We start from the raw sequence: 10,604 nt of genomic DNA on the forward strand, positions 1-10,604 counted from the left end.
CTCGCCTCCGGCGCCCCGGCCGGGCATCGTCCCCCGCCGCCGTCTTCTCCTGGTGCGCCCGGACCAGCCCGCACCCGCCCTGGTGCCTGCGCACTACAGACCGACGCGGAACCCGGCATCCGGAAGGGTCACAGCAGTCCCGCGGTACTGGCGGGCCGCACCGCGCCCGGACCGAAGCGCGCCCGGGCCCGGTCGGCCGCGGCCTCGATGCGGCGGGCCTTGTCTTCGTCGGCCCCGAAGGCCAGTTGCCGGGACACCGCCCCCGCGTCGCACAGATCGCCCGCGCGCAGCGTGAGGCAGCGGACCCGGGCGCGCTGCAGCCCCAGCGTCCCGTGCAACGCGTGTGCCGCCCGGCGGAGTTGAGGACTGTGCGCGGTGGGCTCGGGCAGGGTGCGGCTGCGGGTGATCGACGCGTACCCGGTGCGGTCGGCGTACTGGACGGTCAGGGTCAGCGAGCGGCAGGCCTGCCGCTCGCCGCGCAGCCGGGCGCCGAGGTGTTCGGTGAGGTGGGCCAGGGCGCCGCGCTGCCGGTCGGGGTCGAGTTCGTCGCGGGCGAAGCGGTGCTCGGCGCTGAAGGTGCGGGGCGGGGCGCCGGGGGTGACCCGGGTGGGGTCGATGCCGGCCGCGCGCTCGTGGAGCCGGCGTCCGGCCGCCGTGCCCAGGATGCGCTGGAGCGTGAGCAGGGGAGTGGCGGCGATCAGGTCGGCGGTGGCCAGGCCGTAGGAGGCCAGGGTGCGGACCGTCGCCGGGCCGACCCCGGGCAGCGCGGCGGCGGGCAGCCCGGCGAGGAACGCGGTGACGGCCCCGGGGTCGTCGGGGACGGCGCGGATCGTGCCGGGGGCACCGCGGTGGGCGGCGAGTTGGGCGAGGAGCGGGTTGGGGCCGACGCCGATGGTCACGTCGAGGCCGAAGACCGCGGCCGCCCGCATCCGGATCAGGGCCGCGAGGGCGGTGGCGTCGCGGTGGAAGTACCGCACGCTCCCGGACACGTCGGCGAGCGCCGCGTCGGGCGGCAGGGCCTGCACCACGGGCGTGAACTCGGCCAGGGTGTCCATGATGTGGTGGTACGTCGGCTCGGGCTGCGGGTCGCCGAAGTGGAGGTAGAGGATCATCGTCGGTCACCCCGCGCTTCCGGGACTCGCATGGTGGAAGGTCCTTCCGTCGAGAGCGGTGAGGGCGGCCGGGGTGCCAGGGGGCTTGAGGTCGGCCCAGGGGTGCAGGGCGTAACCGGTCGGCTGGGTGATGGTGCGGCGCGTACCGGCCCGGTGTGCGGGGGACGCGGCGCGGGCGAGCCGGTCCGCGACGGCGGCGGGGCCGCCGTCCCGGTGCGCTTCGATCAGCTCGGCCAGGTCCCAGGCGGCGGTGCCGGTGATGCTGAAGGCGCGCGGCGGGCGGCGGGTCAGCGTCCCGCGGACCAGGAGCAGGTTGCTGTGGAAGACCGTATGGGCGCACTGCGCGTGGCTGTCCTCGAAGAACGCCAGGTCGGACAGTCCGGTGGGGTCGTCGAGGGTGGCGAAGATGACGCGCTTGCCGGAGCGGATCGGGGGTGTCTGGGTGGCGACCTTGACCCCGGCGACCAGCACCGTGGCGCCGTGCCGCAGCCGGGGCAGCTCGGCGGCGGGCGTCGCGCCGATGTCGGCCAGCAGGGAGCGGTGGTCCTCGAGGAGATGGCGGGAGACGTCCATGCCGAGCACGTCCAGTTCGGCGGCGAGCTGTTCGGAGCTGTCCATGGCGGGCAGGCCGGTGAGCGCGGCGGTGGAGCCGCCCGACTCGACGGCGTCGCCGTCGCCCGTGCTCTCGCTCATGGGCAACTGCCCCGTGGCGGAGCCCTGGCCGCGTCCCGACCGGTGCAACTCGGAGATCTTCAGGAGGAGTTCGCGTCGCCGCTGCCCGAACGCGTCCAGCGCCCCGACCTGCGCGAGCCGTTCGGCCAGCGGGCGGCTGGGCCGGGCGCGCTGCCAGAAGTCCTCCAGGGAGGTGTAGGGCTGCCCGGCGGTGATGCGTCCGCTCTCGGCCTCGGTGATGCCGCGGACCTGCGAAAGTCCTATCCGTACCCCCCACTTACCGGACACCAGTTCGATTATGTGTGCGGACTGGGAGCGGTTGATGTCGGGCAGCAGCAGCGGCACCCCGTGCCGACGGGCGTCCGCGGCCAGGACGCGCTTGTGATACATCCCCGGATCGTGCGTGAGCAGCCCGGCGAGCAGGGCCGCCATCCGGTGGGCCTTGAGCCAGCTGGACTGGTAGGCGGGCTGCGCGAAGGCCGCGGCGTGCGCCTTCGCGAAGCCGAAGCTGCCGAAGCCCTCCAGGACGTCCCACACGTCCCGGACGGCCTGCACCGGATAGCCGCGGGTGCGGGCCTGACCGGCGAACCAGGCCCGCACCCGGCCCTGCCGCTCGGGGTCGGACAGGGCGCGGCGCGCCTCGTCCGCCGTGCCCCGGTCGCAGCCGGTCATCGTCGCCATGATCGCGATGACCTGCTCGTGGAAGACCACCTGCCCCTCGGTCTGGGCCAGGATCGGCTTCAGGTCGGGGTGCGCGTAACGGGTCCTGTGCCTGCCGTCGCGGGCCTTGATCAGCGGCTCCACCATGTTCGCGGCGACCGGTCCCGGCCGGAACAGGCTGATGTCGAGGGTCAGGTCGTCGAAGGACCGCGGCCGCAGGTTCTGGACCAGCTCGCGCTGGCCGGGGCTCTCCAGCTGGAAGGTGCCGAGGGTGTCCCCGGACGTGATCATGTCGTACGTGGCCGGGTCGCCCGGCGGCACCTGCGCGGGGTCGTCCAGGTCCAGGTGCTCGCCGGTGACCCGCTCGATCTCGGCGACCGCGTGCGCGAGCGCCGACTGCATGCGTACGCCGATGACGTCGATCTTCGGATGCCCGGTGTCCTCGATGTCCTCCTTGTCGAACTGGGACATGGCGATGTTCTCCACGGTGGTCGGCGCCACCGGGGTGCGCCGCAGCAGCCCCGCGTTGGAGACCAGGAGGCCGCAGGGGTGCATGGCCGCCTCGTGCGGCAACCCGTCGAGCGCCTCCACCAGTTCCCACAGCCGCCCGTGGTCCTCCGCGGCGACCTCGCGCAGCTCCGGCAGCTCGGCGAGGGCCGCCCGCACGTCCTTCGCCCGGATGTGCGGGAACGCCTTGGCGAGGCGGGCCGCCTCGCCCGGGTCCATGCCGCGGGCCCGCGCCACGTCCTCGATCGCGCCGCGCGCCCGGTACGTCTTGTACACCGCGAGCGTCGCCACCCGGTCGTCGCCGAAACGTTTCCTCACCGCCTGGTAGACCTCCAGGCGCCGCGCCGACTCCACGTCCAGGTCGATGTCGGGCAGCGCGGACCGCCGCGCGGACAGGAACCGCTCCATCAGGAGTCCGTGCGCCACCGGGTCGACCGGGCTGATCCCGAGGAGGTGCGTGACCAGCGAGCCCACGCCCGAGCCGCGGGCCGCGACCCGGATGCCCAGGCCCTGTGCCTGCGCCGCCACCTCGGCGACGGTCAGGAAGTACCCGGCGAAGCCGTGCCCGGCGATGATCCGCAGCTCGTCCTCGAGGCGGTCCCAGCGCCGCACCTCCCGGTGGTAGCCGCGGCGCATCATGCCCGCCGCGCACCGGTCCGCAAGCACCTTGTCCGCCAACTCGGCACGCGCGCCCACCAGTTCGGACTCCGGGAGGTTCAGCTGTCCGAGCCCGAACGCCGCGCCGGGGTCGACCGCGCAGGCCGCGGCGGTCTCCTCGGTCGCCGTGAGCAGCCGCCGCGCGTCCGCGCCCCTGCCGCCCGCGGCCTCGGCGATCCGTCCGGCGATCCGCTCCATCTCCCCGGCGTCCTTCAGCCACCGCTGCCCGCTGTCGAGCCGGGACGCGTCCCGGTCGTCGACCGGGACGAGGAGACGGGCGGAGTCCAGGATGTCGGCGACCTCGCCCTGCCGCGGATCGGCGTAGCGCACGGCGTTGCTCAGCACCGTCTCCACCTGCTGCTCGGCGGCGAATCCCGCCATCCGGGCGGCGAGGCGCAGCGATCCGGGGCCGGTTCCGGACCGCCCGTGCCAGGACACCTCGACGCGCAGCGACCGGCCGAACCGCTCGCGCCACGGGTCGAGCAGCGCCGCGGCCCGGTCCGGCCGCCCCGCCGCCAGGGCCCGCCCCACCTCGGAGTCCGCCCCGAGGAGCACGAACGCCCCGTCCTCCGCGCAGGTCAGGTCCTCCCAGGTGACGCCCTGGTCCGGGTGTGCCGCGCCCGCCGTCACCAGTCGGCACAGCTCGGCCCAGCCGCGCGCGTCCCGGGCCAGGAACACCGCGCGCAGCGGCGCCTCGGTCACGAACGCGCCGCCTCTGGCGGGGGTCCGCCGCCGCCCGGCCGGTGTCGCTCCCGGCGCCGGTACGCCGGGCACGGCCAGGTCGACCCCGAACAGTGGCCGGATGCCCGCCCGTGTGCACGCCTTGGCGAAGCGCACCGCGCCCGCGAGCGAGTCCCGGTCGGTCAGCGCCAGGGCGTCGAGCCCGCGCTCGGCGGCGCGCTCCGCCAGTGTGTGCGGATGGCTGGCCCCGTACCGCAGCGAGTAGCCGCTCGCTGCGCGGAGATGCGTAAACGACATACACACCTCCTGGCTCCCATGACCCCCCTCTGTGTCGTTCGGCTCGCTCGGCCTCAATGAGCACTCTAACTCAATGTTCGCACGTTCGTTCGATAAGCGATGCGGAGTTCCTGTCTGAGTTCATGGTTACCTGAATTCAGGATTGCGTGTACTGTCGCGGCATGCTGACCGTCGCCCCCGACATCGAGGTCCTCGCCCGGTTCGGCCGTGCGCTCGCCGACCCGATCCGCTGCCGCATCCTGCTCGCCCTGCGCGACGCCCCCGCCTACCCCGCCGACCTCGCCGACGCGCTCGGCGTCTCCCGCACCCGGCTGTCCAACCACCTGGCGTGCCTGCGCGACTGCGGCCTGGTCGTCACCGTCCCCGACGGCCGCCGCACCCGGTACGAGCTGGCGGACGAACGCCTGGGCCACGCCCTCGACGACCTGCGCACCGCCGTCGTGGCCGTGGAGACCGACCGCACCTGCCCGGACGCCGAGGAGAAGGGCTGCTGCTGATGGCCGCCGAGACGCCGATGTCCCGGGGCCCCGCTCCGGCCCGGCGGGACGTGCTCGCCCGCCGAATACGCCTGCTGGTCGCGGCCACGATCGCCTACAACGTCGTCGAAGCGGTCGTCGCCCTCACCGCCGGGTCCCTCGCCTCCTCCACCGCCCTGATCGGCTTCGGCCTCGACTCCGTCATCGAGGTCTCCTCCGCCGCCGCGGTCGCCTGGCAGTTCTCCGCCCGCGAGCACGCGGTACGGGAGGCGCGCGAGCAGCGCGCCCTGCGGATCATCGCGGTCTCCTTCTTCGCGCTCGCCGCGTACGTCGGCGTCGACGCCGTCCGCACGCTGGCCGGCACCGGGGAGGCGGAGCGCTCGATCCCCGGCATCGTCATCGCCGCCCTGTCCCTGGCGGTCATGCCCTTCCTGTCCGCCGCCCAGCGCCGCACCGGGCGCGAACTGGGTTCCGCCAGCGCGGTCGCGGACTCCAAGCAGACCCTGCTGTGCACCTACCTGTCCGCCGTCCTCCTGCTCGGCCTGCTCCTCAACGCCACCCTCGGCTGGTCCTGGGCCGACCCGGTCGCCGCCCTGGTCATCGCCGTCATCGCGGTCAAGGAGGGGCGCGAGGCGTGGCGGGGCAAGGGGTGCTGCGCGCCCGTCGCGGTGGCGTCGCCCGTCGCGGTGGCGTCGCCCGTCGCGGTGGCGTCGCCCGCCGACGCCGGGGCGGACGCCTGCGGCTGCTGCCGGCCGGTCAGGCGGCGGTTGCCTTCCTGAGGGTGCGCAGGCACAGCGAGAGCGCGGTGTGTCTGGGGGTGTCGTAGTCGCGGGTCTGCTCCCAGGCCGCGTAGAGCAGGGCCCACAGGACGCTCTGCAGCCAGGTGCTGTCGACGTCGGGGTCGAGCGTGCCGTCCCGCTGGCCGCGCTGGACGAGGGTGATCAGGGCGCGGTCGGACGGGGTTTCCTCCCCCTCCTCCAGGCCGGACCAGGCCCAGAACTGGGGCACGTCGTAGAGCAGCATGAGGCGGTCGCCGAGCTCGAAGTACTCCAGGCACAGCCGGTCCAGGGCCTCCGGGGCCGGTCCTTCGTCGAGCCGTGCGCGGGCGGTCGCCGCCTCAAGCCGCTCGCCCACGTCCGTACCGATGGCCGCGAGCAGGTCGGACCGCTCGGGGAAGTAGCGGTGGACGGTGGTGCGCCCCACCCCGGCGGCCTCCGCGACGTCGGCCAGGGAGGCCGCGTGGTCGGCGGAGAGCCGGGTGACGGCGGCGTCCAGGATCGCGCGCCGGGTGCGGGCGCGGGTGGTGCTCTCCCGCGCGGCCGTGGCTGTGGCTCTGGCTCGTGTGGCTGAGCCTGGCGTGGCTGTGCCCTGCGTGGCTGTGCGGTCGGACCCCATGCGCCCACGGTAGTCCCTCGTAGCCGTACCGCATGCCGAATCGAAACACAATTGACCGTTGTGGAACATCGATGTTCCACTGTGGGTATGTCCGCTCCCATTCCCTCCACCCCTGCCACTTCTGCCGCCTCCGCCACCTCCGCCCCCGCCGTCGACTCCCCGTCCCGCGCCCCGGGTGCCGCGCCGCGCCTGCGCATCCTGTGGTCGTTCGCCCGCCCCCATCGGCGCACGCTGATCCACGGCCTGTGCCTGGCCCTGCTCGTGTCCGGTCTCGGCCTCGCCACGCCCATGGTCACCAAGCAGGTCCTCGACGCGCTCGGCACCTCGTCGTCGCTCCTCGGCCCGGTCCTCACGCTGCTCGCGCTGCTCGTGGTCGGTGGCGCGGTGTCGTTCTGGCAGTGGATCCTGCTCGGCGCGCTGGGCGAGCGCGTGGTCCTGGAGGCCAGGGAGTCGCTGGTGCGGCGCTTCCTGCGAGCCACCGTGCCCGCGGTCACCGCGCGCCCGACCGGCGAGCTCGTCACCCGCGTCACCTCGGACACGGTGCTGCTGCGCGAGGCCGCGTCGGAGTCGCTGATCGGCCTGGTCAACGGGACGGCCATGTTCGTGGGCAGCCTCGTCCTCATGGGCTGGCTCGACCCGGTGCTGCTCGCCACCACCCTGGTCGCCGTGGCCCTGACCGGCGCGGTCTTCGCGTTCCTGATGCCCGGCATCGCGCAGGCGCAGCAGCAGGCCCAGGAGCACGTGGGGCGGCTCGGCGGCGTGCTGGAGGGGACGCTGCGCGCGATACGCACGGTGAAGGTCAACCGCGCCGAGGGCCACATGGAGAAGCGGATCCTGACCGACGCGCGCGCCTCCGCCGAGTACGGCACCCAGGTGGTCCGCCGCGAGGCGCTGGCCTGGACCACCGCGTGGTCCGGCGTCCACCTGGCCATCATCGTGATCCTCGGCGTGGGGGCCTGGCGGGTGGGAGAGGGGCATCTGGAGGTCTCCAGCCTGATCGCCTTCCTGCTGTACGCGTTCGCGCTGATGGAGCCCGTCACCGAGGTCAGCGAGAACGTCACCAAGCTCCAGGCCGGCATCGCCGCGGCCGAACGCATCCGGCAGGCCGACGAGTTGGGTGCCGAGGACACCGCGAGCCCCGCCGCCGACGGGCACGCGCGCCCCGCCGGGAGCCCGGACGAGACACCCGTGCTGCGCCTCAGCAAGGTCACCGCGGCCTACGGCCCGGACCGGCCCGCCGCCGTGCGGGATATCGACCTCGAGATCCCCCGCCGTGGCCACACCGCCGTCGTCGGCCCGTCGGGCGCGGGCAAGACCACCCTGTTCTCCCTCGTCCTGCGGTTCCTCGAACCGACGCACGGCGAACTGCTCCTGGACGGCCGCCCGTACCGCGACCTCACCCACTCCGACATCCGCGCCCGCCTCGCCTACGTCGAGCAGGACACCCCGGTCGTCCCCGGCACGATCCGCGACAACCTCCTGCTCGCCCGCCCCGACGCCACCACGGACCAACTCCGCCAGGCGCTGCGGGACGTACGGCTCGCCGACAAGGTCGACGCGCTCGACGAGGGCCTGGACACCCCTCTGTCCTCGACCGGCGTGTCCGGCGGCGAGCGGCAGCGCATCGCCCTGGCCCGTGCGCTGCTCGCCACCCCCGACGTGCTGCTCCTTGACGAGGCCACCGCCCAGTTGGACGGGCTGACCGAGGTGGCCGTGCACGACTGCATCCGCTCGCGCGCGGCCACCGGCGCCGTGGTGACGATCGCCCACCGCCTGTCGACCGTGCTCGACGCGGACACCATCGTCGTCATGGAGGGCGGCCGCGTCCGCGCGCAAGGCCGGCACGAGGAGCTCCTGCGCTCGGACGCGCTCTACCGCGAGCTGGTGGAGTCCCTGCGCATCGCGGCACCCGTCGAGCCGGACCCGGTGCGCGGCGCAGGATCCGTTTGAGGGAACCGGTGCGGGGGTCGGGCTGGGGCGCCCTTTCTCCCTCAACTGGCCCTGTTCACAAGTGAGTTGAGGTATGTCGATCTTGAAATGACCCCGCCAGTCAGTGATGCGGCTCACATTTCGAGTGGGCGGTTTGTGGTGCTTTCATGCCTTTCCTCGAAGGTGTCTCGTCGCGACGGCTCGGGTGACGGCGACAGGTGTCCGGAGTCGTCCGATTGGGTCGCCGCCACCCGGGCGCGATACAACGAACGGCATCCCACCCCTCAGCTCCACCCCGACTCCACCCTCGGAGAGGACCCGTCATGCCCGCGACCCCGCACCCCGCCACCCCTGCTCCCCGGAGCCTCGCCGACCTTCCGTTCGCCCACCGCCTCGAGGCGTTCGAAGGGGTGCTCGGGCGGGACGGGGACCACGAGTCCGTGCACTTCGGCGAGGGTGACTTCGTCGATCTGGACGGCGGTGGCAGCGTCTTCCTGGAGTGCGCCTTCTCCTCGGTGGCCGTCGAGGGCGGGCGGTACCGCCGGGTCCGCTTCACCGACGTCTGGACGTGGCAGACCCGCTGGGTGGGTACCGACCTCGCCGAGACCCAGTGGACGGACTGCGAGTCGGGCGCGGGGCTGCTCGCCGGGGTGGAGCTGTACGGCGCCCGTCTCCGCCGGGTGGTGTTCCACCGCTGCAAGTTCGACTCGGTCAACCTGCGCGCGGCCGAGCTGCGCGACGTCACCTTCGTGGACTGCCTGCTGCGTGATGTCGACTTCGGCGGCGCGCGTCTCAACGGGGTCGCCTTTCCCGGTACGACGCTGGAGCGCGTCCGCTTCGACAACGTCACCGTGGACCGGGCCGACCTGAGCGGGGCGGCGGCCCTCGGTATCGCCTCGGGGCTCGAAGGGCTGCGCGGGGCGACCATCAGCGGCATCCAACTCCTTGAGCTGGCACCGGCGTTGGCGGACCTGGCGGGGCTGCGGGTGGCGGACGCCTGAGCGGTGCTGATGCCGGTGCCGGTGGCCGTGCCGGTGCCGGTGGCCGTGCCGGTGATCGCTGGATTCACCCGGCGATTTTTTACCCGCGCGTAACTTCACACTTGCACTACTGGCTCGTAATTTAGCGTGACCACGTCAACCCCGTGTCCCGGGTCACAGGGTGATCGTTACCCAGTCCTTCGCACTCCCCCGAGCCGCAAGGAGATCACCCGATGCTGCCCTGGAGACGAGCGCTGCGCGCGCTCACCGCCGCCCTGATCGTCGCGGGCGCCGCCACGCTCACCCCCACCGCCACGGCCGCCGAGTCCGCTCCCTCGCGCGCCACCGCCGCCGCCGTGTCGAGCGGCTGGAACGACTACGGCTGCAAACCGTCCGCCGCCCACCCCCGCCCGGTCGTCCTCGCCCACGGCACCTTCGGCAACTCCGTCGACAACTGGCTCGTCCTCGCGCCCTACCTGGTCAAGCGCGGCTACTGCGTCTTCTCGCTGGACTACGGCCAACTGCCCGGCGTGCCCTTCTTCCACGGGCTCGGTCCGATTGACAAGTCGGCCGAACAGCTCGACGTGTACGTCGACAAGGTGCTCAAGGCGACGGGCGCCGAGGAGGTCGACATCGTCGGGCACTCGCAGGGCGGCATGATGCCCCGCCACTACCTGAAGTTCCTCGGCGGCGCCGAGAAGGTGAACGCCCTGATCGGCCTCGTGCCCGACAACCACGGCACGACCCTGCTCGGCCTGACCAAGCTGCTTCCCTTCTTCCCGGGCGCGGAGGACCTGCTGTCGGCGGCCACCCCCGGACTCGCCGACCAGATCGCCGGGTCGAAGTTCCTCACCAAGCTGAACGCGGGCGGCGACACCGTCCCCGGCGTGCGCTACACCGTGATCGCCACGAAGTACGACGAGGTCGTCACCCCGTACCGCTCGCAGTTCCTGAACGGCCCCGACGTGCGCAACGTCGTCGTGCAGGACCTCTGCGCGGTGGACCTCTCCGAGCACGTCGCCGTGGGCATCCTGGACCGGGTCGCCCACCACGAGGTGGCGAACGCCCTCGACCCGGCCCACGCGACGCCGACCACCTGCCTGTCGTAGGAGCGGCCCGACCCGGTAGGCGAAGGGCCGCCGCCACCCCCCGTCCGGGGTGGCGGCGGCCCACACCACTCCCATGCCCCGGATGACCACCCATCGGCCGGGTGGGGCCGGTACGCGGGCCGGTCGGCC

8 protein-coding genes are annotated in these 10,604 nt (G+C 73.4%); 5 read left to right on the top strand and 3 right to left on the bottom strand.

Annotated features, from left to right (window positions below; all coding sequences use genetic code 11):
• Positions 1–128 precede the first annotated feature (128 nt).
• Together ACFVHO_RS33925 and ACFVHO_RS33930 are read right to left on the bottom strand one after the other, a co-directional pair.
• A complete protein-coding gene (locus ACFVHO_RS33925; protein WP_385723288.1) occupies positions 129–1,112 on the bottom strand; it encodes a hypothetical protein in 984 nt (327 codons plus the stop codon).
• Between the two features lie 6 nt (positions 1,113–1,118).
• On the bottom strand, positions 1,119–4,586 hold the full coding sequence (locus tag ACFVHO_RS33930) for a DNA polymerase III subunit alpha (protein ID WP_385723290.1): 3,468 nt from the start codon (positions 4,584–4,586) through the stop codon (positions 1,119–1,121).
• A 161-nt stretch (positions 4,587–4,747) separates the two neighbouring features.
• On the opposite strand from ACFVHO_RS33930, the gene ACFVHO_RS33935 reads away from it, so the two are divergent.
• Positions 4,748–5,083 carry an ArsR/SmtB family transcription factor gene (locus ACFVHO_RS33935; protein WP_385723293.1) on the top strand — a complete coding sequence of 112 codons (336 nt, stop codon included), beginning with the start codon at positions 4,748–4,750 and terminating at the stop codon, positions 5,081–5,083.
• Positions 5,083–5,841: a cation transporter gene (locus ACFVHO_RS33940; protein WP_385723294.1), complete on the top strand. Its 759-nt coding sequence runs from the start codon at positions 5,083–5,085 to the stop codon at positions 5,839–5,841. Before ACFVHO_RS33935 ends, ACFVHO_RS33940 begins: the two co-directional genes overlap by 1 nt.
• On the opposite strand, the gene ACFVHO_RS33945 is transcribed toward ACFVHO_RS33940, so the two are convergent.
• Positions 5,819–6,457, bottom strand: a complete 639-nt coding sequence (locus tag ACFVHO_RS33945; RefSeq protein WP_385723296.1) for a TetR/AcrR family transcriptional regulator — start codon at positions 6,455–6,457, stop codon at positions 5,819–5,821. The two genes, ACFVHO_RS33940 and ACFVHO_RS33945, sit on opposite strands and share 23 nt — an antisense overlap.
• An 87-nt stretch (positions 6,458–6,544) precedes the next feature.
• On the opposite strand from ACFVHO_RS33945, the gene ACFVHO_RS33950 reads away from it, so the two are divergent.
• The 3 genes from ACFVHO_RS33950 to ACFVHO_RS33960 all read left to right on the top strand — a co-directional run bounded on the left by ACFVHO_RS33950 (position 6,545) and on the right by ACFVHO_RS33960 (position 10,475).
• Positions 6,545–8,407, top strand: coding sequence for an ABC transporter ATP-binding protein (locus tag ACFVHO_RS33950; RefSeq protein ID WP_385723299.1), 1,863 nt, complete (start codon positions 6,545–6,547; stop codon positions 8,405–8,407).
• 302 nt (positions 8,408–8,709) lie between these two features.
• Entirely contained in the window at positions 8,710–9,387 is a 678-nt protein-coding gene (locus tag ACFVHO_RS33955) for a pentapeptide repeat-containing protein (RefSeq protein WP_385723302.1), read from the top strand.
• A gap of 212 nt (positions 9,388–9,599) precedes the next feature.
• Positions 9,600–10,475, top strand: coding sequence for an esterase/lipase family protein (locus ACFVHO_RS33960; RefSeq protein WP_385723304.1), 876 nt, complete (start codon positions 9,600–9,602; stop codon positions 10,473–10,475).
• Positions 10,476–10,604: the final 129 nt, after the last annotated feature.

Source organism: Streptomyces sp. NPDC127108 (assembly GCF_042677545.1).
Taxonomy (GTDB): Bacteria; Actinomycetota; Actinomycetes; order Streptomycetales; family Streptomycetaceae; genus Streptomyces.